The sequence below is a fragment of the Rhodopseudomonas sp. RCAM05734 genome, assembly GCF_052658035.1.
The window spans coordinates 816924-841207 of record NZ_CP199742.1; the positions used below are offsets into that span (position 1 = coordinate 816924).

Below are 24284 nucleotides of genomic sequence, written 5' to 3' on the forward strand. Positions count from 1 at the left end.
GTGGCACGGACTTCTTCCCGAACCAAGGCCCTTCATGGTAGCATAATTTCCTTGCTGCGACGGCCATTCATTGCGGTAGCCAAAATTCGGATTATCGGTATCTACTGGCCAATCCGGTGAACTAACGGCCGAAGCAGGGGTGGACGCGGACGAATGAAACCGGAAGTTGGATCAACCTTTACTCCCCTGGCCACACACCCTCCGGCGAAGGAAGCGCCTGGGATCCCGCAGGCCGCACAGCCTGTATTGCCGATAATTCCGATCGCAGCGGGCAGACCCGCTCTCGCGGAAGAGCTCATCAAAGCTGCGCCAACGCAGGATTTCAATCTTGCCCGCGATCTGGCCCTGTTCGCGCGTGTACGTGCCCAAGGCGGGCGGCGCGTGGTGGCGATCTTCGTTGGCTCGACCGCCGTCACCATTGCCAATATGTCCGGGCAGGTGCGGCTCAACGAGTGGAACGGCCAGTTCTTTGACGCCGTGGCGCCGCAAGGATCTGTCGGGCTTTGTCAATGATCTCTGGACGTTCCTTTTCATCATTGCCGTTTTGTTGGCCCTCACGGTCGCACAAACCTTTCTCCAGGAACGATTAAAATTTCGACTGCGCGAATGGATCACCCGTCACCTGCTGGTGGAGTGGCTTAAGCCATTGCGCGTCTATCAGCTGAGCTTTGCCGGTCAGTATGGTCACAACCCGGACCAGCGCATCCAGGAGGACACGCGCCTGCTCGGCGACTACACCGCCGACCTCGGCTGCGGCATAGTCTATTCTCTGCTTCAGATCGTCGCTTTCGTCGGGGTGCTTTGGGCTTTATCGGCGCAGGTCACATTCCAGGTGGCGGGCTACGACATCGCCATTCCCGGTTACATGGTCTGGTGTGCCCTCGTTTATGCCCTGATCGGCTCCGGTGTGACTTGGCTCGTGGGGCGGCCGCTGATTGCCCTGAATGGCGAGCGATATGCGCGCGAGGCGGAATTCCGCTTCGCCCTCGTTCGGGTCAACGAATCCGGCGAGAGCATCGCGCTGCATGGCGGGGGGAAGGACGAACAGCGACATCTCGAAGCCGCGCTCGCGGCTGTCGTAGATACCATGCGCCGGATATCTTCCTCGCTCGCCCACCTCACGTGGATCACATCGGGCACGGGCTGGCTGTCGCTCGTCGTTCCGATACTCGTGGCGGCACCGGCCTATTTCGGCGGTAGCTTGACGCTGGGCGGCCTGATCATGGTGGCAGGCGCCTTCACCCAGGTGCAGGGGGCGATGCGATGGTTTGTCGACAACTTTTCGCGGCTCGCTGACTGGCGCGCCGCAGTCCACCGGGTAGCCCGCTTCCGCGAAGCGCTCGACAACCTGCCGGCGATCGAGGCAGGCGCAGAGGAGATCAAACACGCGCTGCACCCGAAAGGATATCTCGCTTTCGAGGGCGTGCGCATCCTCCTGCCGGACGGACACATCGTTATCGACGACGCGACCGTCAGCATCACGCCAGGCGAGCGCGTGCTGATCGTCGGCGACACCGGTCGAGGAAAGTCGACGCTGTTCCGCGCCGTGGCGGGTCTCTGGCCGTGGGGTTCCGGAACGATCCTCACGCCTCCGCTTGATGCGATGGCATTCCTGCCGCAGCGCCCTTACCTGCCGCTCGGCACATTGCGCAATGCCCTGAGCTATCCGAGCGCCGCCGATGCTTTCCCTGAAGCGAATATTCGGAAAGCTCTGGAGCGGTGCGATCTCGGCAGTCTCATCGCCAAGCTCGACCAAACGGAGCGCTGGGACCAGGAACTGTCGCTCGGCGAACAGGAGCGCCTCGCCTTCGCACGCCTCCTGCTGCACAAACCGGGATGGGTCTTTCTCGATGAAGCCACGGCCGCGCTCGACGAAGACAGCCAGCGCCGCGTCATGCGCCTGTTCGATGATGAACTGAAGCAGACGACCGTATTGAGCATTGGTCACCGTCCGGATCTTGCCGTCTACCACACCCGAACGCTTCAACTTGTTCATGGACTTGACGGTGACCGCCTCAAGCTCAAGCCGCCCCCCGCCCCACCTCCGCCGCGGCGCTGGCTGCAACGGCTCGACGACTGGTTGCGAACCGTCCGGTCATGATGCGAGTCCGGTTTCCCGCGCAGGAGCATCAATTCATATTTACGCAGGGTCCACCTTGCTCATGGTACTGAGCGCCATGGCCCCGTATTTTGATACCAGTCTGTAAGTCGTTTTATCTCGATTTTGATCAGCGATCGCCGGACCGCGTCTCGAAATCGCGGAGCGGCTGAATTCAACTCAACCCGAAACGTCCGATGAACCACGTCTTCACGACATGCGCGAGGATGACATAGCTTGGGAGAATAAGGCACAGCGCGATCCAATAAGCCGGGGGCAGCGGGACGAAACCCAAAAAGCCAGCCAACCAGGAGTATGGGAGGGCTATTCCAATTGCGGCAATGATGAGGGTTGTCGTGATGAGCGCTGTGCTGGCCCGACTTTGGAAAAACGGAATCTTCGCCGTGCGAATGATGTGGATGATCAAGGTCTGGGTAAGCAGGGATTCGACGAACCATCCAGTCTGAAACAAGGCCGGATTGTTCCACGCATTGAAGACGTAGAGCATCGTGAAATAAGTGACATAATCGAAGATCGAGCTGATTGGGCCGATGAACAGCACAAACTTTGTGATATTGCCAATGTCCCATCGGCGCGGCACTGCCAGAAATTCTGCATCGACGTTGTCGGTCGGGATTGTGGTCTGCGAGAAGTCGTAGAGTAAATTGTTAGTTAGCACCTGGATCGCCGTCATCGGCAAAAACGGCAGAAAGATACTGGCCCCCAGCACGCTGAACATGTTCCCAAAATTAGAACTCGCGCCCATCTTGATATACTTGGTTATGTTGCCGAATACCTTTCGGCCCTCAATGACGCCATCGCCGAGCACCGCCAGGCTCTTCTCGAGCAATATGATATCCGCGGATTCCTTGGCGATGTCGACGGCACTGTCCACGGATATGCCGACGTCCGCCGTCTTCAGCGCCGGTCCGTCGTTGATGCCATCCCCCAGGAATCCAACGACATGCCCCTTGCGGTGAAGGGCATCGATAATGGCCGCCTTTTGCGACGGCGACACCTTGGCGAACACCGTCGCGGTTTCCGCTAGGTTCGCCAGCTCCTCCGGAGACAGCGCCGCCATCTCGCTGCCGAGAACGATGCGATCCACGGAAAGACCAACATCACGGCAGATCTTGCGCGTAACAATGTCGTTGTCCCCGGTCAGGATCTTCACTTGCACGCCGCCAGCCTGTAGCGCGGCAATCGCGGGGGCGCATGTCTCCTTGGGAGGATCGAGGAACGCGATGTAACCGAGCAACGTGAGATCCGCCTCATCGGCGACAGAGTATGTCGCCTGGGTCGGTGGCATCTCCTTGGTGGCGACGGCAATTACCCGAAATCCGTCGGCGTTCAGCTTGGCTGTCGTCTCGATCGCCGAAGCGAGATGGCTCTCATCGAGGGGACCAGTCTCATCGCCGATCGTGTAGTGCTTGCAGACCGCGAAGATTTCTTCGACTGCGCCCTTACAAATTAGGACATGAACTCCGTCGTCGCGCCCGAGAACGACGGACATCCTTCGCCTCTCGAAGTCGAACGGTATTTCGTCGATCTCCTTGAACCGTTCCCGAACCTTTAGGCCACCTTCGAGATCGCCGTGCTTCAGGACCGCGACGTCGAGCAGGTTCTTGAGGCCGGACTGGTAATAACTATTCAGATAGGCGGACTCGAGTACACTGTTCGAATCGGCGCCCCTGATATCAAGGTGGCGCTTGAGGATAATCAGGTCCTGAGTAAGTGTGCCGGTCTTGTCCGTGCACAACACGTCCATGGCTCCGAAGTTCTGGATTGCATTGAGACGCTTAACAATGACCTTCTTTCGGGACATTGCCATTGCGCCCTTTGCCAGATTGACCGTCACGATCATCGGCAGCATCTCGGGCGTTAAACCTACCGCTACAGCGACCGCAAACAACAGCGCTTCGAGCCAATTGCCCTTGGTCACGCCATTGATCACGAACACGAGCGGCGCCATCACCAGGATGAACCCGAGCATCAACCAGGTAAAACGAGTGATGCCCTTGTCGAAGCTCGTGAGTTGCCGCGTCTCGGCGATTGCGGTTGCCACGACGCCGAAAGCAGTTTGCGGGCCGGTCAGTACGACGACGCCGCAGCCGATACCGCTGACGACAGCGCTACCCATAAAGCAGATATTGGGGAGATCAAATGGCGTCTCGGCCGCGCCTTCGTGGGCTGCAGCGAATTTCTCGAGCGGCATTGCCTCGCCAGTGAGGGTCGACTGATTGATGAAGAGATCCTTGGCCGAAATCAGCCTGAGGTCGGCGGGGATCATGTCTCCGGCCGACAGCAGAACGATGTCGCCGGGCACAAGTTGATCGATCGGAACATCGGCGTGGTCGGCGCCCCCCTGTCGGCGCACAGAAGTGGTTATCGATACCATCTTTTGCAATTCGTCGGCAGCATTGCTCGACCGATACTCCTGAAGGAAGCCTAGGGTGATGCTCAGGACTACCATGATCACGATCATGATCGCCGCGCGCTGATCGCCGAGAAAATAGGATGCCGTCGCCAGCGATAGCAGGAGGATATTCAACGGATTGATCGAGCGCGCAGCAAGCTCGCCGAGAACCGTATGACGCGCCTGTCGAGCAACCCGATTGGGCCCGACGGAGCGGAGTTGCTGCACGACCTGACCGGGCGTGAGGCCCGCCGCCGTGCTGGACAATTTTTGCAGTGCGTCGTCGGTCGATAGGCGAGCGACTTCGGCCAAGGCTTTTCCGCTCGCGATCGATGCTTCGGGTGCTGCGCCTGGCGGCTCCTGCCGCACAGGGGCTACGGCAGGGTTCGCCGCTTTGGGATCCGGCTGGTTCAAATTAACATCTCCTCGCATTCATGAGATCCGCTCAGATCAGCGAAAGGGGTCACTGGCACGGGTAAGCTTGCGATTCTTTTGAGTGCAGCGAGCCAGTGTTCGCTACGGCAAATAGGCGATTGAGGAAGCAGCCTGATCCTGAGAAACACGCCAGCTTACCCAATCGAACCAGCTCAAAGGATATCGGCCGAGAGTGCGCGCACTTTGACAAAAATCAAGGCCTACTCGCTCAGAACCTCGAGAGGCGGCCAACAACAATGCGATGCCGCTCATTCAGAGTTACGACGAAAATTCGTTTTCTTCTTATAGGGAATAATTTGTAGATAGCGGCTCAAATTTAGAAGCAACGGCTCCGCCGCTCGAGCAGATAGTCACCTACTCAACGTCATTCCCTTTCTTGGCTGTCATTGATCTATGTCAATGGGCGCGCCTAAAACAAATTCGTTTGTGCAGGAACCTTCGTCAGCCGACTCCATTTTTCCCCCGTTCGATGTGGAACGCATAACAATTGGTGAACACCATGAAGAAAATCCTCCTGGCGACGGCTGCCATCGTCGCATTCTCTGCCCCCTCATTCGCGGCTGAGACGGCAAAGACCATTGGCCAAGCGCCGCCATCATTCTACCTGGCTCAGGATACCGCGACTCTGAAATGTCAAATCGTCGAGACCCAGCCTGCGGCTAGCAGCAGCATGAAGGTTGTCGGTGCCGCGCACGTGACGAAGGCATCTGCAGAGACGGCTTTGAAGGCCGACAAGACTTGCGCCAAGTAGAGGGGTGACGGCGCGAGTTCGGGGACGGGTCTATTAGTTTGTTTACAATACCGAAAGACCCGCCCCGCGCTGCCGACCAACAAGCCACCAGCGCCGCCAACCACCAGCAAGAACCAAGAATAGTGCAATCAAGGCCCAATCGATCACTGGGCCGTTGTGCTGCGTGACGACGCAATACGAACTACTCCCAACTCAAATATCCTGAAAGAAGGACGTCATGCGAAAGACTCTCATTCTCGTTGCGACTGCGGCCTTGTTGACCGGTACGGCCATAACCGGGTCAGCGGTCGCGCGCGATCATTCGGATCGCACAGAATTGACCTCGAGCCAGATCACAGATCAGGCGTCGGCTCGCGCTGCCCAAATGAAGGCTGACCTGCGTCTCACTGCAGAGCAGGAGAAGAATTGGTCTGCTTTTGAGACTGCGGTGGTGGGTATGTGGAAGAAGCAGGCCGAACAACAGATTGCCTGGCGCAATGCACACGCCAAGGAACAAGGCAGCGTCGATCTGATCGACGAAATGCGCAAAGATGCTGATGAGGAGATCGACCGATCCAATGCGCGGAAGAAGCTCGCAGATTCCGCCCAGCCGCTCTACAGCAGCCTCGATGACCAGCAGAAGCGCCGGTTTTCCGAGGCGCTTTTCCGCAGGAATCGTGATCGCCACTCCTATTGAGCGAAACGCTATCTAGCAACGAAATTGAATTACGGGCGGCCGTCCTGGTTGCTCGCAATTCGACTAATCGCGAACAAGTCGCCGCGCCATGTGATCGAAGCAATTCCCGGCTTTGCCACTGTCATTCACGTCCATTCGAAAAGGCGGAATACTGTTGATCCAAATCAACGACGACCGCTGGTTCGCGCCGCAGCTTCAACTTCTCTCGCTCAGGGGTTTACTATTGGAGGACGGAATCATGGACAAGGACCGGGTCGTTGGATCGGCGAAGCAAGTCAAAGGCGCAGCGAAGCAGGCGGTCGGCAAGGCGGTCGGTGACACCAAGCTGGAGACGGAGGGCGAGGCCGACAAAATAGAGGGCAAGGTTCAGAACGCCATTGGCGGCGTCAAAGACACGCTTAAAGGAAAATAGGCATTGAGAGTGGGACCTTTTTCTTCTAACCGTCCTTAGCCAAAAAGCGAAGGGATAGTCATCCGAGGGGCATTCATGGTTTTTGAATCGGTTGAAATTTCTACCCCTGTCGCGGAAAGCCCAGCGATATCGTGGGCCGCGATTGCAGCAGGTGCCGTTGCTGCTGCAGCTCTGACCCTTGTCCTCCTTGCGTTCGGTGTCGGCATGGGCTTCTCGGTCGTACCCCCCTGGGGCAATTCGGGCGTAGCTTCGACCACATTCGAAATTGGCACCGGTCTTTATCTGATTGTTGTCGCTATGCTCGCCTCTACCATAGGAGGTTATATCGCGGGGCGGCTGCGTACGAGATGGGTCAGCGTACATATCCACGAAGTCTTTTTTCGCGACACCGCTCATGGCTTTTTGGCTTGGGCATTCGCCACGGTGCTCAGCGCTGCGTTTTTGACTGCGGCGGCCAGCAACATTGTTGGTGGCGCATCACCGGGACTTGCACCCGCAGCCAGTATGTCGACAAGCCAATCAGCGGGATCCGGCGGTCCGGTGGATTATTATGTGGATGCGCTGTTGCGATCCAATCCTGCCGGAAAACTAGATACGACCAGTTTGGGAGCCACTCGCCGCGAGATCGCGGGTATCCTCACGACCGGCCTTCGTGATGGCGATATTGCTGCGCCTGATCGCACATATGTGGCACAAGTCGTTGCGGCCCACACTGGGCTTAGTCAGGCGGACGCCGACACGCGGGTTTCAAACGTCATCAACCAAGCAAAGACTGATTTGGACAACGCCCGAAAGGCAGCGGCCAAATTGTCTCTGTGGCTAACCGCCTCGCTGCTGATCGGCGCGTTTGCCGCCAGCCTAGCGGCCACCGACGGCGGGTATGTCCGGGAGCGGAACGCGAGTCTTACTGAACAGCAATTGTGAACTGAACATAGGAGGAAGTCATGGGTCGCGGAATTCTGCTGTGGCTGCTAGGAGTCCCAATTCCGATCATTATTCTTCTCGCTATCTTGCGGCATTAAATCGCCGAGGAGTTCTCCTAGATATTGTGCAGCTCCTTTAATTTGACGCCGTGCTTGCCATTTCGCAACGAAACCCGGTTCACTACTCCGCGTTCGGGAGTCGAGCAACTGTCGCAAAGCCACATGTGATTGCGACAGCGTTGCTGCAACTGGTTTTACTCGAGCCGACCCGCGCAGACGATGTAAAGGCGGACGAGTGCGGTCTTGCATCGGTCTATTCAAGCCTGAGCGAGGAGATGGCAAGCGGAGAAGACACCAGCGCAAAAAGACTTGACCGCCGCGCATCGGTCACTTCGGTTCGAAACAATGATCCTCGTCAAAAATAGAGAAAACGGTCGTTCGGCAGTCATCCGGATCACCGATCGTGGCCGTCACGTCAGGAACAATCGACGTATCGCAGGCTGCCGCACGTGAACTCGGCTTCGCGGATTTGACGAAGGTGTGTCTCACGATCCTGTCGATGCTGGAAGATCGACCAGCCGGTGAAAATTTATTGTTGCGACGGCTGGAATAGCAGCGCGTCGCGATCACTCGCGCCATCCAATCATCATCTTGGGTTGCGCACCCATTAACGTGGATCAATGACATCCTTGAATGGTTGGTTTGCTGGCAGTCCGCTGTTCTCAATATGCGGTATGATTGGTTGCTGTTGATCGGTGAATGGGCATCTAATCCGATGCCGGAACAATTAGCGATGATAAAAAAAGCAATTAATATGAAGCAAGAAATTCCAGCACCTGCCCATCCCTATAAAAGGCGTGACCCTCTGCCTTGGCAGCAGCCGAAGGCAACTGAGGAAGATCCCGAGGCCTTGCAGCGAGTGCAGGCGATCCTGAATAACCCCAGCTACCGTCGAGCTGACAATGACATTGATTTTCTCGCGCAAGATGGCGTTCGCGGCGTGCGCCTACAGATCGACTATCTCAAGCCCGAGTTGCTGCTTGAACAGCACAAGATTCACCAAACGATAGTCGTATTTGGGAGCACGCGAATTTGCGAGCCGGCTGCCGCACTTCGCGAGGTGGATACGCTGCGCGCATCGCTAGCTGCCGACGCAACCAATATGGAGCTGCAACGTCAGCTAGCAATTGCTGAGCGACTCTTTGCCAAGAGCCACTACTATGATGTAGCTCGCGAATTCGGGCGTCTCGTGGGCAGTGCGAATCATGGCGCTCGCAAACACCATACGGCCATCATAACCGGTGGAGGGCCGGGAATGATGGAGGCCGCCAACCGTGGGGCGTTCGACGTTGGAGCCAAATCCGTCGGACTAAACATTAGCCTCCCTCATGAGCAATATCCGAACCCCTACGTCACACCCGAACTCTGTTTGTTAGTCGGCGTGGGGCCCCGACGCCGATCGGCGAGCCAAGCTATTGATCTAAAAAGCAATGGAGGGGTCAATCTTGGATGCTTATTCACAGCTGGCGACCGCAGAGCGCCGGATAGCTGCGAAAAAGTCTCGTGAACTCACAAAAAGTCCACGCCAAATCGCGGCTTTTATGATTCCATCCGGGCATGGAAAACGGCCCTGGAAAATTGCCGGAAGACATCGAGGCGCTGCAGGCAACGTTGCTTGCCACACGCGCCGAACTTGCCGTTGTCCGCGCCCGGCAGTCCGACGATCAGGCGCTGATCGCACATCTGAAGCTGCAGATTGAAAAGCTGAACCGCGATCGTTATGGGCCGCGCTCGGAGCGGTCCATACGCCTGCTGGATCAGCTCGAACTGACGCTGGAGGAACTTGAGGCCAAGGCGACCGAGGACGAGCTGGCGGCAGAATTGGCCGCGGCCAAGGCCAAGAGCGCAACCACGCCCGTGGCGTCGTTCTCCCGCCAGCGGCCATCGCGAAAACCGTTCCCGGAGCATCTGCCGCGCGAGCGTGTGATCGTCCCCGGTCCGGTGTCTTGCGCCTGCTGCGGCGGTGCACGGTTGTCGAAACTCGGCGAGGACGTCACCGAGACGCTCGAAGTGATCCCGAAATCGTGGAAGGTGATCCAGCACGTCCGGGAGAAGTTCGGCTGCCGGGATTGTGAGAAGATCAGCCAGGCTCCGGCGCCGTTCCACGTTATCGCCCGCGGCTGGGCGGGCCCGAGCCTGTTGGCGATGGTGCTGTTCGAGAAGTTCGGCCAGCACCAGCCGCTGAACCGGCAAGCCGAGCGCTATGCCAAAGAGGGCGTGCCGATCAGCCTGTCGACCCTGGCCGACCAGGTCGGCGGCTGCACCGCCGTGCTGACGCCGTTGTTCCAGCGGCTGGAAGCCTATGTGCTCAGCGCCGAGCGGTTGCACGGCGACGACACCACGGTGCCGGTTCTGGCCAAGGGCAAGACCTCGACAGGCCGGATCTGGGTCTATGTCCGGGATGACAAGCCGTTCGGCGGACCGGCACCGCTGGGTGCAGTATTTTATTACTCACGCGATCGCGCAGGTGAGCATCCACAGGCGCATCTGGCCGGCTACAGCGGCCTGTTCCAGGCCGATGCCTATGGTGGCTATGGTAAGCTTTACAACGCCGGCCGCAACGCGGGCCCGATTTTGGAGGCCGCGTGCTGGGTCCATGCCCGACGGCCATTCTTCGTGATGGCCGATCTGGCGGAGAACGCGCGCCGCAAGGTGCAAGGCAAGAAGCCAGTGGTGATCTCGCCGCTGGCGCTGGAAGCCGTGCGTCGGATCGACGCTCTGTTCGAGATCGAGCGAGGCGTCAACGGCGAGACGCCCGAACGACGCAAGGCGGTTCGCCAGGAGTTAAGCGCGCCGCTCGTCGCCGATCTGGAAATCTGGATGCGCGAGCAACGCGCCAAACTGTCGCGAGGCAATGACGTCGCCAAGGCGATGGATTACATGCTCAAGCGCTGGAGCGCCTTCACCCGCTTCCTCGACGATGGCCGCATCTGCCTGTCGAACAACGCCGCCGAAAGGGCGCTGCGCGGTATCGCGCTCGGCCGGAAGTCCTGGCTGTTCTGCGGCTCGGATCGCGGCGGCGACCGCGCTGCGGTGATGTACAGCCTGATCGTCACCGCGAAGATGAATGATGTCGATCCGCAGGCCTGGCTCGCCGACATGCTGGCGCGCATCGCCGAGCATCCCGCCCAAAAGCTCGACGAGCTGTTGCCGTGGAATTGGCGCAAGCCGGCCGATCTTAAAAGGGCCGCCGCTTGATCGCGAAACGTCGCCCGATGGGCTTGTCGGAAACCGAAAAGGCCCTCATCACCGCCACCTGTCAGCGCTTTATCGACGAGGTGTTGAAGCCGAGGTTCTTGCCAATAATATGCCCCACGCAGTTTAACTACCCGATCGATATCATCGGCAAATGGCAGGGGCATCGCTATCGGTTTATCCAGCGCTATCGGTCAGGACAGCCAGAAACAGATGGCGAAGACTTTGACGCACCATTCACACGATTGGACTGGATCAGCCGCGACCGCTTCGATCTGCAATGGCATCGCCACACTGGAACCTGGTATCGCCTCCACCGTGGCCTGTCATTGGCTGAGGCTCTGAAGACCATCGAGACCGACGGTATCTTGCACCCCGTATAGCCCCCCTCGCGCCGCCTCCTGACCGCGGTCATGCCTAGACCGCGCCCGCGGGGCTCACCGGATGCTTACGGTGAGCCAGCGGTAGATTCGGAATGTGGCGCGCTGGCTATAGATCGCCCATAACGGTCATTCGCGTCTAACGCGGGATGAGTTGGCAACGACGTTGTCAGCGCCTCATTACGTGACACTGCGTCCGCGCGGCGCCTAATCTTCTGCCGGATGTCGCTTATCACAATGCAAGGCAGATCTTCCCGAAGTGTCTTTGCGAAATCTGATGCCTAAACGCAGCCTCGATCTGATCCAGCGGGAATGTTGAGTCGATGATCGGCTGGATGTCGTTGGCATCAATCGCGGCGATCATTTCTTGCTGTTCCTGGCGGGAGGGTGGCGGTCCGGCGTGAAGAAGACCGCTGGTCGGCTTAACGTTCCATATCTCTGGAACGGCCCCGCTCCGGGCGTTCAGGCTGTAACGGATAATCAAACAAAAAGGCCCGCCGGAAGGCGGGCCTTTGGTCCATGACTGCGCCCTGATCAGAACGACGCAGTGCCATAATAGTCGTTGACGGCGCGTGTGCGGGTCGCATCGCCCCAGTTCCATGCATTGTCGTTGCCATATTTCGGCGCGCTCTTGAGCTGGGCTTCGGTTACGCCGGTAACGTACCCGCCGAGCGTGGTGTCGTACTTCAGCGATTGCCAGGGCAGCGGATAGTGATCGTCGCCGATGCCTAGAAAACCGCCGAATGAGAGCACTGCGTAAGACACCTTGCCGCTCTGCTTGTCGATCATCACGCGCTCGATCGAGCCAATCTTGTTGCGGTCCGCGCCATAGACGGCGGTTCCCTCAACCTTGTCGCTGCCGATAAGATTGCCTTGCTCGCTTACTTCCGTAACCATGAGACTTCTCCAAGTTTGAGTTCACAAACCAGAACGAAGAGCGCGATGAAACGTTCCTGCGGTTCACCTGCTTCAAATCGACGCATTCGTTGGGAATGGGCGACGTCGGTCGTTTACGCACCTCCGCAATAACGCTGCAGCGGTATCTATGGCAGGTGCCGAGAAAACGACGAAAGTTGTGAGAAGTCACAAGCAAGCACGTTCTGGTCGAATTTGGCCATGTCCGATACATTTGGGTCATTCGCGTCGTTTTGTCGGTCAGCCGCCCACTTCCGGTCTACCCCGGTAAGCGGACAAACGCGGACGTGGTTGGTTTGTCCGTTAAGTGCAACAACGGAAGTCGGCGCACGTGTCAGCGAGTTCCGCGTAAGGGGGATAACGGGCATGATCACGCCGGTCGGCTAGTCCTCTTCATCCTAAAAGCACGCAAGAGCATGGACACACGCAACGGAGCCCCGCTCCTCGAAAGGAACGGGGCTCTACGCATCGGTTTCTGTCCTGTTGGTAACGTGACCAGCCAGCTCATGAGCGGGTCGTTCCGGCAATTTGAAAGGAAGGGACCCCACCAGGTGGAGCCCTTTCCAGATGCCTTACCGGCCAATTCAGTTGTAGTCGGAGTACTTGAACTGCGGCAGCGCCCTGAGTTGATCCTTCGTCGCGCTCATTTCGGCGTGATCGGGGGTCCAGTCGTTGGCGTTGGCAGTGGTGGTCCGGGCCGGTGCCGTCGTGGTTGCAGCCGGTGCCGTCGTGGTAGCGGCGCCGGTCGTGGATTCCCGGGTCGTCGTGGTCGTGGTCGTCGCGCTGGTGCGAACAGCCTCTTCCTTGAACTTGAGCTTGTCCATCGCAACGGCGATGTCGTGTTCGCCCATGCCGAGGAACCCACCGACGCCGATGACCACGGCGCTGACCTTGCCATCCTTGTCCAGGATAAGCTCATTGATATCGCCGAGCTTCTCGTTGGCGTCGTTGTAGACATTGAGCCCCATCAGCTTGGACGCTCGCCACTGTCCCTTGAGCATCAGCTTGTCGGCACTCTTCGACGTGGTAACGGCGGGGGTCGTGCGGTCGGCCGGCTGGGCCGTTTGCGCATATGCGGAACTGCTGAGTGCGGTGACGCTAAGCAGTGCGGCGGCTACGATATTCTTCATGTTGTCCTCCAGTGAATTGAAGCGGGCTCCTGAAACCGCCGACATGCATGGTGGTTCCGACCTGGGGGAATATTCGGCAATTTTTTCGCGTAAAGAAAGGTGACGCCCGCGAAGCAAAAAGCTGCTCGCCTAATCGACATCGAATACCGATATCGCTCAGAGCCGTGATCCAGGGCGCCGCAGGAGAATCCTATTGTGGAACCGGCCGGAAGATCCACTCGCGCCACACGGTGAGCAACGCCGCCATGATGACAGGCCCCAGAAACAAACCGAAAATTCCGAAGGCAGCGAGACCTCCGAAGATTCCGACAAAGGCGAAAAGAAACGGAAGACGCGCCGAGCCGCCGACTAGGGTCGGCCAGACGAAATGATCGCCGGCAAGCATGATAATCGCGCCCCAGCAAAACACCGCTGCGGCCGCAAAACCGCTGCCGCCGCCGGAGACCAGGACCAACGCCGCCGTGGTGAACGCGAGCCACGCGCCAAACGGCAGCATCGCGAATGCCGTCGTCAGAATCGTAAACATCACCGGATTCGGAACGCCTGCGACGAAGTAGCCAACGCCGATCAGCAATCCCTCGCCCACGGCGACCAGAACAGTGCCGTTCACCGTGCCGCGCGTGGCGTCGACCATTCTCTCGACCAGCCCCTCTCCGGCATCGCCAATAAGGCGGTCACACGTGTCCAAGAAGCGGCTCGCGACGGCGCGACCATTTCGGAGCAGAAAAGACAAGGTCAGGAGCGAGAATAACAACATGAACAGCCGATGGAGCAGTCTGTCCGCCAAACGTTTTGAAAAATTCCGACGCATTGTCCGCATTGACAGTTTGAAGCCAGGCGGTGGCAGCTTTCGGATCCGAGAGGTTGGAGCGCCTCCATGATTGCATACTTTCGGCGGCAACCGGCAGACGAGCGACCCAATCCGGGACTTCGACCCCGCTCTCCCGGGCCTGCTTGAGCCAACTCACGAGCACGTTGTCATTCGGCCTGCAATATTGACCCCGTAATGGAGTGGGCCCTCCAAGGTGGACAGATTGGCTTTCAGTAATTGACCGGACGGCCGGCCTTTCAGAGGATGAAGGCCATGAGAAAGCACCGAACCCACAGCGTCGAGTTTAAACGTCAGGTGTCGCAGGAGTATCTGGGCGGCGAGACGCTGCACGGCCTCGCGAAGCGGCATAATGTCTCCCGTAACTTGATCCGCATCTGGATCGAAAAGTATCAGGCAGGCGCGCTCGACGAGGACGTCGCTTCAGCCGGTCTGCTCGAGACCTATGAAGCGCGCATTGCTGCACTTGAGCGCCTGGTCGGCAAGCAGGCTCTCGAGTTGGAGTTTCTAAAGGGGGCTCTTCGGCCACGACCTCGGCTGAAAAGCGAGACTACGTCCGCAATTGTAGACCCCGCGGCATCAGCGTTGCCCAGGGATGCAGGCTGATGGGAATGGCCCGTTCTACTTTCTATGACGAACCGATCCGTGCGGCCGATGACACAACCATCGTCGCGGCGATGGCTGCAATCTGCGACGAGTTCGAGCACTATGGCTGGCGTCGGGTCCAAGCTGCCCTCAGGCAGCAAGGCATGGTCGTCAATCACAAGAAGGTCCGCCGTCTCATGCGCGAGCATGACCTCCAACCCAGAATGCGCCGCCGCTTCACGACAACGACGGATAGCGACCACGACCAGCCGATCTTTCCCAACCTTGCCAAAACCGTGGCGCTTGACGGCCCCGACCAACTTTGGGTCGCCGATATCACCTACGTCACCATCGTTGGTGGCTTCGTTTATGTCGCTGTCATTCTGGATGCCTGGTCCCGGCGGGTCGTGGGTCATGCCATCAGCCGCTCCATCGACGCGCGATTGACGCTCGCCGCCTTGTCAGTCGCGATCGAGAAGCGAAAGCCGCCGCCTGGCTGCGTCCATCATTCTGATCGCGGATCCCAATACGCTGCTAAGATCTACCGCGACTACCTTGCCGAGCACTACATCAAAGGATCCATGGGTCGGCGAGGAAATCCGTACGACAATGCCAAGGCCGAAAGCTTCATGAAGACGCTCAAGGTTGAGGGTGTCTATCCAATGGCTTTCGAGACCTACGCCGATGTTTCCGAGAATCTTCCAAAATTCATTGATTACGTCTACAATACCCGAAGGCTACACTCCGCTCTCGGCTATATCAGCCCCGCGCAATTTGAGAAGCAACACGCCCGGCAGACGGTCAATCCAGTGGCCTGAACCTGTCCGCCCCGAGGGGCCCACTCCATAAGCCGGGGGATCGGCGTCCAAAATTGACCCCCTAATCAACCAACTCGGCCATCAGTACATAAAAAGGTGGGTTGGGGAATGGGTCAGCAGATCAGGCCAACAATCTTCTCGTTTAAGATCAATGGGTTGGCTGCCGTATTGGCGGAGAGGGGGGATTCGAACCCCCGATAGGCTTGCACCTATGCCGCATTTCGAGTGCGGTACAATCAACCACTCTGCCACCTCTCCATGGTGCCAAAAACCGAACGGTTGCCCGCAGGTGGTTGGCCGGAGTTCTAGGCGAGGTTCGCGGTCCAGACAAGCCGTACGGAGCGGAAATCTGGCGTCACGGGCAAAGGGCCCCGCCAGCTGTCGCCCAGTCGTGCCTTGCGGGGAGCAACGCGACGTCCGGCTCACGAAGCCGACCGAGGCGGCCTGAGGGGATCGCTGGCGCCCCGGGCGCCCCGCGGGATCGGCAAATCCGGCGCCAGCGGCCTGCGCCGGCCTCAATCCTTGGCCTTCTTGGCCTTGGACTCCTTGGTCTTCGTATCTTTCGCGTCCTTGTCCTTCTTGTCCTTGCGCCGGTTGGTGAAGCGGGCATTGCCGAGACCGGTGCCGATGGTCAATACGCCCCAGCGCTCGACTTCCTGCATGAACGGCACCTCGCTGAGCCCCTGCGCCACGCCGTCGTTGTGCATCAGCACCGCGGTGTCATGGCCGCCGATGTCGGGGATGCCCTCGGCGATCAGCCCCGGCAGGTTGAACTTGCTGCTCTCCCAGTTGCCCGGCAGGTTCTGCGCGCCCTTCTCGATGGTGCCGTCCTCGTTGATCACGCCAGGGCAGGAAATGCCGATGAACGGCGCCAGCTTGAAGCCTTCCTTCTCGGCCGCCGCGAGCAGGTCTTTCAGCATCTTGACCAGCCGCTTCACGGCGCCCTCGCGGGTCGGCTCATCCTCGGCATGGCGCCACAGGTCGGATTTCCAGACCGAAGCCTTGGACAGGTCCGGCGCCTTCTTCCATTGCGTCTCGACGACGCCGCAGCGGATGTTGGAACCGCCGATATCGACGGCCAGAATGCTGTCATGCCCCTCGAAGATCCAGGACGGTGCCAGATGCAGGCAGCCGAGCAGCCCGGCCTCGTCGGGGTGAAAGCGAATCGGAATCATGTCGACGTTGAGGCCCTCGGCCTTCAGGATCAGGTCGGTGCGGGCGATCGCCAGTTCGCCGATCCGGCTCAGGCGGAAGCCGCCGCCGACCACAATGCATTCGGTGTCAGCCCAGGCTTTGCTCTTCAGAAAGCGCCGCGTGACATAGGCCAGTTCCTGGGCGAAATCCTCGATCGCACCGTGCACCAGCGCCGCGGCGGCGATGTCGTCGCCCGTCAGCGCCTCGTCGAGGGCGGATTTGCCAATTTCCTCGGTCGCCTTCTTGCCCAGGGGATCGTCGCCGTTCTTCTGCAGCGGTTTGCGCAGGCCATCGAGAATCCGCTGGAACGCCCCCTTGCTGGCGCGGTCGCCCAGGAAACCATCATCGTCCTTCAACTCGATGTTGAAGCTGTCCACATCTACCGACGGCAGGCGCGTCGCGCCATGCCGGGCGATGCCGGTCGTCGTCACTGTATCGTCAGCCATGTTTGCCCCTGGAGATCCCGAGAATCGAGTGACAATGCGCGGGGAACCGGTTGGTTGCATGGCAGAAATGCCGCGGCAGCCCAGGTGGCGGGAGCCGGCGCAGCCCGGCGGCTTCTAGGGGGTCAGAAGCGGCTGGATGACCTCGGCACTCTCGCCGGCCACGATATGCGGACCGGTATTGACGTCGATCACCGCCGGCATCGAACTGTCGATGCCGCCGTCCCAGCCGCCGCCGAGCGCCTTGGCGAGAGCAATGTAGGACGTCGCGATGGCGACGCGGCTGACGATCAGGTTGTCGTCGGCGGTGTAGGCCGAGCGCTCCGCGTCCAGCGCTTCCAGAAAACTCGTCGAGCCAGACGTATAAAGCGCGCGGGACAGCCGTGCAGCCTCGCCGTAGCGGCGCGAGGCCTCGGCCAGCCGCTTGATCTTGATGCGCTCCTGGGCCAGCGAGACGAGCGCGTTCTCCACATCTTCGAGTGCCGTCAGCACCGAGGCGCGCCATGCGAGATAGTATTGATCGCGTTGCGCACCGGCGATATCGACCGCCGCGCGCAGCTTGCCGCCATTGAAGATCGGCACGCTGATGCTCGGGCCGATCGACCAGCCGATCGAGGATGCCTTGCCGATATCGCCGACGTTCAGCCCGGTGGTCGAAACCGAGCCGGTGAGGCTGACGCTGGGATAAAGCGCGGCCTCGGCCTGACCGACCTTCGCGGTGTATTGTGCGTATTGGCGTTCGGCCTTGCGCACGTCGGGCCGCTGCACCAGCACATCCGCAGGAATACCGGTCGGCAATGGCAGCCGCGGCGCCGGAATCCGGACGACGGAGCGCAGCGACTGCGCCAGGGCGGTCGGCTCGCGGCCGAGCAACACTCCGATGCGATGCACAGCCTCGGCATAACTGACTTCGTAGGTGGGAATGTTGGATTCCGTGGTCGCGGCGAGGCCTGCAGCCTTGGCGGCATCCACCGCGGAGGCCGAGCCGGCGTCGAATTTCTGCTGGGTCAGTTGCGCCGTCTGCCGCTGCGAGGCCGCGGTGCGGCGCGCCAGCGCGATGCGGGCCTGGTAGCCGCGCATCTCGGCGTAGTTCGACGCGACATCACCCACCAGCGTCAGCAGCGTCGAGCGCAGATCGTCCTCTGCCGCATCCACTCCATAGGTGGCGGACTCGACCGCGCGACGATTGGCGCCGAACAGATCCAGTTCCCAGCTCGAATCGAAGCCCGACTGGAACTGGTTATACGTGAACGGTGCGGTCGCTATGCCGCCGCTGGTGCTCGACGCCGACCGATTGTAGGTGGCGGAGCCTGAACCGTCGACCAACGGCAGCAGCGCGCCGATCGCCTGGCGCCGGGTCGCACGCGCTTCGCGAATCCGCGCTTTGGCGCTTGCGACGTCGATATTGTTCTGCACCGCCTCCTCGATCAGGGCGTTGAGAGTCTGATCGCCCAGCCGGTTCCACCAGTGCGCCAGCGTGACCTGCTTTGGCGATGCCGCCTTGGCATTGCCCCAGCCTGTCGGTAGCGTGATCGGTGTACCGAAATAGTCCGGCCCGACGGCGCAGCCGGACAGCATCGCGCCGGACATCAGCAGCGCAATGAGCCGCGACATACGGGAGCGGCGGGCCCGGTACGGCAACGCGAATCGCTTGATCATGTGGGTACCGAGGGTGATGCCGGTTTGACCTCGGCAGTTGCTTTGTCTGCTGGTTGCTTGCGCTTGAACAGGCGGCGGACCGCGACGAACAGGAGCGGCACGAAAAAGATACCGAGCAGGGTCGCGGCGATCATGCCGCCCATCACGCCGATACCGATCGAATTCTGCGCGCCGGAGCCCGCGCCGGAGGCGATCGCCAAAGGCGTGACGCCGAGGATGAAGGCAAACGACGTCATGATGATGGGCCGCAGCCGCTGGCGGGCCGCGTCGAGGGTTGCCTGGATCAGACCGATTCCGGCCGCCTCCCGTTCGATCGCGAATTCAACGATCAGGATCGCGTTCTTCGCCGACAGGCCGATGGTCGTCAGCAGCCCGACCTTGAAATAGACGTCGTTGGTCTGCCCGAACAGATAGGCCGCGAGCAGCGCGCCGAAGATGCCGATCGGCACCACGAGCAATACCGCGAGCGGGATCGACCAGCTCTCATAGAGCGCCGCGAGACAGAGGAACACGACCACCAGCGAGATCGAATAAAGCGATAGCGCCTGGTTGCTGGAAAGCCGCTCTTGGGCAGATAGTCCGGTCCATTCATGACCGTATCCGGGCGGAAGTTTTGCCACGAGATTGTCGATCTCGTCCATGCCGGCGCTGGAACTGACGTTGGGCGCGGACTCGCCCTGGATCTCGACGGCGGCCGAGCCATTGTAACGCTCAAGACGCGGCGAACCGAAGGTCCAGTGGCCGCTGGCAAAGGCCGAGAACGGCACCATGACGCCCGACGAATTGCGCACAAACCAGCGACCGATGTCGTCGGGCTGCATGCGGAAATTACTCTCGCCCTGCAGGTACACCTTCTTGACACGGCCGCGATCGATGAAGTCGTTGACGTAGTCGCTCCCCCACGCCGTCGACAGCGTGGTGTTGATATCCGACAGAGTGAGACCGAGAGCGCTGGCCTTTTCCTGATCGATATCGACGGAATATTGCGGCTCGTCCTCCTGGCCGTTGGGACGGGTATTGACGACGGATTTGCTTTGGGCCGCCGCGCCCAGCAACTGGTTTCGGACCGCGATCAGCGCGTCGTGGCCGGTGCCGTTGATGTCCTGCAGATAGAAATCAAAGCCGTTCGAATTGCCCATGCCCTGGATCGCGGGCGGCGCCAGCACGAATATCCTGCCGTCCTTGATCGTCGAGAAGGTCCCCATGGCGCGACCCGCGACGGCCTGGGCATTCGATGCCGCGGTCTTGCGCTCAGCGAATGGCTTCAACTGAACGAACGCAATTCCGACGTTCTGCCCAGCGCCGCCGAATCCGAAGCCCGCGGAGGCGAAGACGCCCTGCACGGTGTCCTTCTCCTGAGTAAGATAGAAGTCGGTCACCTGCTGCAGCACCCGCTGGGTGCGATCCTGCGTTGCGCCGACGGGAAGCTGTACGGCCGTGATGAGGATACCCTGGTCCTCCTGCGGCAGAAACGAGCCCGGCAGCCGCACGAACATCACGCCGGTCACGATCACCATCGCCAGAAAGACGAGCAGGAAGCGGGTCGATCGTCCGATCATGCCCTGTGCGCCGCTGCGGTAGGCATGCGAACCGCGATCGAAAGAACGGTTGAACCATCCGAAGAAGCCCTTCTTGTCGGCATGATCGGTCGGCGGCCTCAGCAGCGTTGCGCACAGCGCCGGTGTGAAGATGATGGCGACTATCACTGAAAGGACCATCGCGGACACGATGGTCACCGAGAACTGCCGGTAGATCACGCCGACAGCGCCGCCGAAGAAAGCCATCGGCAGGAACACCGCCGATAGCACAGTGGCGATGCCGACCAGAGCACCGGTGATCTCGTCCATGGATTTGCGGGTGGCCTCCTTCGGCGAAAGCCCCTCCTCCTTCATCACGCGCTCAACATTCTCGACGACGACAATTGCGTCGTCGACCAGCAGGCCGATCGCCAGCACCATGGCGAACATCGTTAGCGTATTGATTGAATATCCGAAGATCGCCAGCACGCCGAAGGTGCCGAGCAGCACCACCGGCACCGCCAGCGTCGGGATGATGGTGGCGCGGATGTTCTGCAGGAACACGAACATCACGATGAAGACCAGTATGATCGCCTCGATCAGGGTCTTGACGACATCCTCGATCGACAGCCGCACGAACGGCGTGGTGTCATAGGGATAGAACACCTCCACCCCCTGCGGAAATGTGCTTGAAAGGCGGGCAATGGTCGTCTGCACTGCCTGTGCGGTGGAGATGGCATTGGCGCCGGTCGCCAGTGTGATTGCCAGGCCGGCGGCGTTCTTGCCGTTGTAGGTCGCGCTGGTGGTGTAGCTTTCCGCGCCCAGTTCGACGGTAGCAACGTCGTTGAGCCGCACAAGCGAGCCGCTGGTTTCGCTCTTCAGAATGATGTTGCGGAACTGTTCGGGGGTTTGCAGCCGGCTGCGGGCGGTGATGCTCGCGTTGAGTTGCTGGCCACTGCGCGCCGGAAGGCTGCCGAGCTGCCCTGCGGAGACCTGGGTGTTTTGCGCTTCGATCGCGCTGGCAATGTCGCCCGGCATCAGCGCATATTTCGCCAGCTTGTCGGGATCCAGCCAGATCCGCATCGAATAGCCCGAAGCGAAAAGCTGGGTCTCGCCGACACCGTCGATGCGCTTGATCGTGTCGTTCATCGTGCTGTTGATGTAGTCGGCGAGGTCTATCGAGGACAGTTTGCCGTCGGAAGAGGCGAAGGCGATCACCATCAGGAAGCCGGTGGCAGACTTGGTGACTGACAGTCCCGAGGTCTGAACGATCGTTGGCAGCAGCGCCGTCACAAGCTGCAGCTTGTTCTGCACCTGAACCTGTGCTGTGTCACCGTTCGTGCCGCTCTTGAAGGTGATCGTGATCGTGGCGGCGCCGGTCGAGGTGGACGTCGAGGTCATGTAGTCGAGATTATCGATTCCCGTCATGCCCTGCTCGATGACCTTGGTCACCGAATTCTCGACCGTCTCGGCGTTGGCGCCGGCGTAGGTGGCACTGATCTTGACCGTGGTCGGCGCAATCTGCGGATATTGCGCGATCGAAAGGCTCTGCAGCGCAAGAATGCCGCCGAGCATGACCGAGATCGCGATCACCCAGGCGAAGATCGGGCGGTCAATGAAGAAGCGTGACATCGATCAATCCTTCGCCGCCGCAAGTGAGCGGGCATCCTCGGCAAAGCGGGTCGCCGCAGACGGCGCCAGCGCGCCCTGCTTGCGGCCTCTGACTTCACCGCTGGTCGGATCGATGGTGACTTCCACGGCCGTAACGTCGTCGCCCGGCTTGATCGGCTGCGTTCCTTCGACAACGATGCGGTCGCCATCCTTGATTCCGGTGGCGAGCCAATTATTGCCGACATTCCGGCTGACCGTCAGGACGCGCTGCTCGACCTTGCCGTCGGCTGTGACGAACATGCCGGTCGCCTCGCCCTTGCTGTTCCGCGTCACACCGCGTTGCGGAACCGCAAAGCTGTCCTGGGCGATGCCCTGCTCGACGATCGCGCGCACGTACATGCCCGGCAGCAACAGCCTGTCGGGATTGGGAAACACGGCGCGTAACGTAAACGTCCCGGTGGTTTCGCTGACGTTGGATTCGACGAATTCCAGCTTCCCGTCGTGATTGTAGATCGTGCCGTTGTCGAGCTTCAGCTTGACGCTGACATCGGTGCCGGCAACCTTGATCCGCCCCTCGCTTACGGCGCGGCGCCAGTTCAGCAGGTTGGTACTGGATTCGGTGACATCGACGTTGATCGGATCGATCGTGCGGATCGTCGTCAGGGCCGTGGTCTGGCTCGCAGTCACCAGCGCTCCTGGCGTCAGCGACGACTTGTCGATGCGCCCGCTGATCGGGGCGGTGATGTTAGTGTAAGCGAGGTTGATCCGCGCAGTTTCGACGGCGGCTTGGTTCGACGCCACGTCGGCCTTCGCCTGCGCGAGCGTGGCGACGGCGTCGTCATAATCTTGTTTGCTGACGGCGTTCTGCTTGATCAACGTGCCGTAACGCTCGACCTTTGCCTCCGCGTTCGGAACCGCTGCGTCGGCCTTTTGTTTCGCGGCGACGGCGCTGTCATAGGAGGCCTGATAGCTCGCCGGATCAATTTGATACAGGCTGTCGCCGGCAGTAACCTCACCGCCCTCCTTGAACTTTCTGGTCTTGATGAGGCCGTTGACCTGCGGACGAACTTCTGCGGTGAGCGATGCGGTTGTCCGGCCTGGCAGCTCTGTGGTGATCGCGATGGATTGCGGATGCAGCGTTACCACGCTGACTTCGGGTTTCGGCGGGGCGCCGCCCATCTTGGACGCCATGTCCGGCTGCTTGCCGCAGCCGGCAAGCAGCAGTACTAGGGCGCAGGCCATCGGGACGCTCACTCTCGGACCGCCGATCGAAAAGTGGTGGTTGGCGGTCATGCGAATTTGCACCTTGTGATTACAGTACGATGCAGTACCGTTATTCGGGGCAATCGCCTGCGTCAACCGACGAACTGTTTCAGCCCGTATCCAGCACTTTTAAAAAACAAAATATGGTCACAAAGGACAAAACGATCGCACCTGAGGCCCGGCTTCGCAGCCGCGGGCGCCCGAAGCTCGTCTCGGACGAGTCGCAGCGCCTGCTGATCGTGGAAGGTGCACGCCAGCTCTTCATCGAAAAAGGATATGGTCGTACCACCACCGACGATGTCGCCGCGCGCTGCAATATATCGAAGCAGACGCTGTATCGGCTGTTTCCCGGTAAGTCCGCATTGTTTGCGGCGGTGGTCGATGCGCATCGGCACAGCATGCTGGCACTGCCAGGCGATTACGATGCGCTGCCGCTTGAGCAGGCGTTGCAACAGATCTTCCAGATCGACATCGACCCGAAACTCGACGCGGAGCGCATGGCGCTACTGAGGCTGGTCATGCTGGAAGCCCAACAGTATCCGGAACTCGCAGAGATCCTCTGGCTATACGGCGCAGACAGGTCGCGCGCTGAACTGGCAAAATGGCTCACCCGTCAGCGAGATCGCGGGCTGATCCAGTTCGATGATGCGGAAAGCGGGGCGCGCATCCTGATGGACATGATATTCGGTGCGCTCGTTCTGAAATCTGGCGAAATCTCGACGGGTTCGTTGAACCCGAAGCGCCGGCCCCACATCCAGACATGTATTTCGATATTCCTGAACGGCGTGAAACCCCGGTAGACGGACCGAATCCGGACAAAACACGGCGCGATCGGCGACAGAAGCCCCCGGACAATGGCAGCAAATGCGCCGTCCGAACCGCACGGAAGGCGCTAAATCCTGCCTGAATGGAGCATTTTTCGGGACCTTTTCCTTGACTCGCGGACTTGGCAGACTATAAGTCCCGCATCCGGC

The 24284-nt window shown here is 60.0% G+C and carries 22 protein-coding genes and 1 tRNA gene; 12 read left to right on the forward strand and 11 right to left on the reverse strand.

Going from position 1 to position 24284, the window contains the following annotated elements:
* Positions 1-153: 153 nt before the first annotated feature.
* Positions 154-513, forward strand: coding sequence for a hypothetical protein (locus ACUXVA_RS04090; RefSeq protein WP_265081469.1), 360 nt, complete (start codon positions 154-156; stop codon positions 511-513).
* Entirely contained in the window at positions 470-2101 is a 1632-nt protein-coding gene (locus ACUXVA_RS04095; protein ID WP_265081468.1) for an ABC transporter ATP-binding protein/permease, read from the forward strand. The genes ACUXVA_RS04090 and ACUXVA_RS04095 overlap by 44 nt, the downstream gene beginning before the upstream one ends.
* 172 nt (positions 2102-2273) lie before the next feature.
* Here ACUXVA_RS04095 and mgtA read toward each other — a convergent pair whose 3' ends face one another.
* The gene (gene mgtA / locus ACUXVA_RS04100; RefSeq protein ID WP_445490954.1) at positions 2274-4928 is read right to left on the reverse strand and encodes a magnesium-translocating P-type ATPase; all 2655 of its coding nucleotides are present in this window, start codon (positions 4926-4928) and stop codon (positions 2274-2276) included.
* Between the two features lie 520 nt (positions 4929-5448).
* On the opposite strand from mgtA, the gene ACUXVA_RS04105 reads away from it, so the two are divergent.
* The 4 genes from ACUXVA_RS04105 to ACUXVA_RS04120 all read left to right on the forward strand — a co-directional run bounded on the left by ACUXVA_RS04105 (position 5449) and on the right by ACUXVA_RS04120 (position 7712).
* Positions 5449-5700, forward strand: a complete 252-nt coding sequence (locus ACUXVA_RS04105; protein WP_445490956.1) for a hypothetical protein — start codon at positions 5449-5451, stop codon at positions 5698-5700.
* Positions 5701-5917: 217 nt separating this feature from the next.
* Positions 5918-6376, forward strand: a complete 459-nt coding sequence (locus tag ACUXVA_RS04110; RefSeq protein WP_265081466.1) for a Spy/CpxP family protein refolding chaperone — start codon at positions 5918-5920, stop codon at positions 6374-6376.
* A 238-nt stretch (positions 6377-6614) separates the two neighbouring features.
* A complete protein-coding gene (locus ACUXVA_RS04115) occupies positions 6615-6788 on the forward strand; it encodes a CsbD family protein (RefSeq protein WP_445493233.1) in 174 nt (57 codons plus the stop codon).
* Positions 6789-6863: 75 nt separating this feature from the next.
* Positions 6864-7712, forward strand: a complete 849-nt coding sequence (locus ACUXVA_RS04120) for a hypothetical protein (protein WP_445490958.1) — start codon at positions 6864-6866, stop codon at positions 7710-7712.
* Between the two features lie 386 nt (positions 7713-8098).
* Here ACUXVA_RS04120 and ACUXVA_RS04125 read toward each other — a convergent pair whose 3' ends face one another.
* Positions 8099-8350: a hypothetical protein gene (locus tag ACUXVA_RS04125; protein WP_265081464.1), complete on the reverse strand. Its 252-nt coding sequence runs from the start codon at positions 8348-8350 to the stop codon at positions 8099-8101.
* A gap of 103 nt (positions 8351-8453) precedes the next feature.
* On the opposite strand from ACUXVA_RS04125, the gene ACUXVA_RS04130 reads away from it, so the two are divergent.
* The 3 genes from ACUXVA_RS04130 to ACUXVA_RS04140 are packed head-to-tail and all read left to right on the forward strand — an operon-like array spanning position 8454 to position 11349.
* A complete protein-coding gene (locus tag ACUXVA_RS04130) occupies positions 8454-9278 on the forward strand; it encodes an LOG family protein (protein ID WP_265081463.1) in 825 nt (274 codons plus the stop codon).
* Between the two features lie 50 nt (positions 9279-9328).
* Entirely contained in the window at positions 9329-10969 is a 1641-nt protein-coding gene (gene tnpC / locus ACUXVA_RS04135; protein WP_445490961.1) for an IS66 family transposase, read from the forward strand.
* Positions 10966-11349, forward strand: a complete 384-nt coding sequence (locus ACUXVA_RS04140; protein WP_265081461.1) for a DUF3024 domain-containing protein — start codon at positions 10966-10968, stop codon at positions 11347-11349. The genes tnpC and ACUXVA_RS04140 overlap by 4 nt, the downstream gene beginning before the upstream one ends.
* 229 nt (positions 11350-11578) lie before the next feature.
* On the opposite strand, the gene ACUXVA_RS04145 is transcribed toward ACUXVA_RS04140, so the two are convergent.
* The 4 genes from ACUXVA_RS04145 to ACUXVA_RS04160 all read right to left on the reverse strand — a co-directional run bounded on the left by ACUXVA_RS04145 (position 11579) and on the right by ACUXVA_RS04160 (position 14202).
* Entirely contained in the window at positions 11579-11947 is a 369-nt protein-coding gene (locus ACUXVA_RS04145) for a zinc-binding dehydrogenase (protein ID WP_445490963.1), read from the reverse strand.
* Entirely contained in the window at positions 11881-12243 is a 363-nt protein-coding gene (locus ACUXVA_RS04150; RefSeq protein ID WP_265081459.1) for a PRC-barrel domain-containing protein, read from the reverse strand. The genes ACUXVA_RS04145 and ACUXVA_RS04150 overlap by 67 nt, the downstream gene beginning before the upstream one ends.
* Before the next feature lie 602 nt (positions 12244-12845).
* Positions 12846-13391: a PRC-barrel domain-containing protein gene (locus ACUXVA_RS04155; protein WP_445490965.1), complete on the reverse strand. Its 546-nt coding sequence runs from the start codon at positions 13389-13391 to the stop codon at positions 12846-12848.
* A 190-nt stretch (positions 13392-13581) separates the two neighbouring features.
* The gene (locus ACUXVA_RS04160) at positions 13582-14202 is read right to left on the reverse strand and encodes an AI-2E family transporter (protein WP_445490967.1); all 621 of its coding nucleotides are present in this window, start codon (positions 14200-14202) and stop codon (positions 13582-13584) included.
* A 273-nt stretch (positions 14203-14475) separates the two neighbouring features.
* Here ACUXVA_RS04160 and ACUXVA_RS04165 point away from each other — a divergent pair, with 273 nt between their 5' ends.
* On the forward strand, positions 14476-14826 hold the full coding sequence (locus tag ACUXVA_RS04165; protein ID WP_445490022.1) for a transposase: 351 nt from the start codon (positions 14476-14478) through the stop codon (positions 14824-14826).
* A complete protein-coding gene (locus ACUXVA_RS04170; protein WP_445493231.1) occupies positions 14799-15623 on the forward strand; it encodes an IS3 family transposase in 825 nt (274 codons plus the stop codon). The genes ACUXVA_RS04165 and ACUXVA_RS04170 overlap by 28 nt, the downstream gene beginning before the upstream one ends.
* Positions 15624-15792: 169 nt before the next feature.
* Here ACUXVA_RS04170 and ACUXVA_RS04175 read toward each other — a convergent pair.
* The 5 genes from ACUXVA_RS04175 to ACUXVA_RS04195 all read right to left on the reverse strand — a co-directional run bounded on the left by ACUXVA_RS04175 (position 15793) and on the right by ACUXVA_RS04195 (position 23340).
* Positions 15793-15881: transfer RNA gene (locus ACUXVA_RS04175), tRNA-Ser, on the reverse strand.
* A gap of 257 nt (positions 15882-16138) precedes the next feature.
* Entirely contained in the window at positions 16139-17263 is a 1125-nt protein-coding gene (locus ACUXVA_RS04180) for an ROK family protein (RefSeq protein WP_445490969.1), read from the reverse strand.
* Positions 17264-17377: 114 nt separating this feature from the next.
* Positions 17378-18919, reverse strand: coding sequence for an efflux transporter outer membrane subunit (locus ACUXVA_RS04185; protein WP_445490971.1), 1542 nt, complete (start codon positions 18917-18919; stop codon positions 17378-17380).
* The gene (locus ACUXVA_RS04190; protein ID WP_445490973.1) at positions 18916-22068 is read right to left on the reverse strand and encodes an efflux RND transporter permease subunit; all 3153 of its coding nucleotides are present in this window, start codon (positions 22066-22068) and stop codon (positions 18916-18918) included. Before ACUXVA_RS04190 ends, ACUXVA_RS04185 begins: the two co-directional genes overlap by 4 nt.
* 3 nt (positions 22069-22071) lie before the next feature.
* Positions 22072-23340 (reverse strand): efflux RND transporter periplasmic adaptor subunit, encoded by a 1269-nt coding sequence (locus ACUXVA_RS04195; RefSeq protein ID WP_445490975.1) that lies wholly within the window; start codon positions 23338-23340, stop codon positions 22072-22074.
* A 29-nt stretch (positions 23341-23369) separates the two neighbouring features.
* Between ACUXVA_RS04195 and ACUXVA_RS04200 the strand changes: the two genes are divergently transcribed.
* On the forward strand, positions 23370-24110 hold the full coding sequence (locus tag ACUXVA_RS04200) for a TetR/AcrR family transcriptional regulator (RefSeq protein ID WP_265081455.1): 741 nt from the start codon (positions 23370-23372) through the stop codon (positions 24108-24110).
* Positions 24111-24284: the final 174 nt, after the last annotated feature.